Raw genomic sequence first — 774 nt, 5'->3', positions numbered from 1 at the left:
GTACCGCTCCCGCGACACCGTCCGCTTGGGTGGGGACTCAGACGGTCCATCAGCGGGACGGTCCTGTGTCGGCCATTTCGCCGGAGTGGGCGTGGGCGTAGGAGTAGGAGCGGGCTTGGGGCCCTTGCAGTCGCCGGCAGCGATCTTCAGATTGTTGCGGGACAAGCTCTTGGACGTCCCGCCCGGGCACTGTGCCGCCGTGTGCTCAACAGCCATGGCGGGAGCGGCGACCGCTACCGTCAGCGCTGCGATGACGACACCGGTCACGGTGCGCACGGGGAGGCCCTAGCGTCTTCGGGTGACAGGATCTGTGAGTCATCGATCTGCCACGACTGCCCATCGTCTGGCGTCGTGTACCTGTCCAGGGAGACGCCGGTGCGAGGCCCCTTCGGCAACGGCTTGTCCTCGTCCTGCGGGTCTCTGGAGACGTCTTCGCCGTCGATGTACGCCCGCACTGTCGAGACATTGCAGTTGTACACCGTCACGTACCAACCACCTGGCGCGTCAGGGTCGGACTTCGCCAAGTGGAGATCTTCGGTCGTGGTCGTTCCCTTCTGCACCACGCCGAGGTCCTTGAGTTCACCGACGTCGGAGTTGTACGTCTTGCGGTACGCGTCCGTCACCCATTCCGCGTCCTTGGGGATCGTCGCATTGGGATCGAGCGCACGAAACGCCTTGTCCGTCTTGCGAACCGCACTCATGATGTGGGCCTCGTCATAGGTCTGCTCCGACGAAGCGCTCGACGACGTGCTGCTCGTAGTGGTGCCGGTGCCC

General features: G+C 64.7%; 1 protein-coding gene. It reads right to left on the bottom strand.

Annotated elements, in window-relative coordinates; translation table 11 throughout:
• Window positions 1–263 precede the first annotated feature (263 nt).
• A partial coding sequence (locus tag JAN01S_RS17295; RefSeq protein WP_169797260.1) for a hypothetical protein occupies window positions 264–774 on the bottom strand: 511 nt, incomplete at its 5' end.

It is taken from the genome of Janibacter anophelis NBRC 107843 (genome assembly GCF_001570945.1).
Classification (GTDB): Bacteria; Actinomycetota; Actinomycetes; order Actinomycetales; family Dermatophilaceae; genus Janibacter; species Janibacter anophelis.
This window is presented reverse-complemented; position numbering and strand designations above follow the sequence as displayed.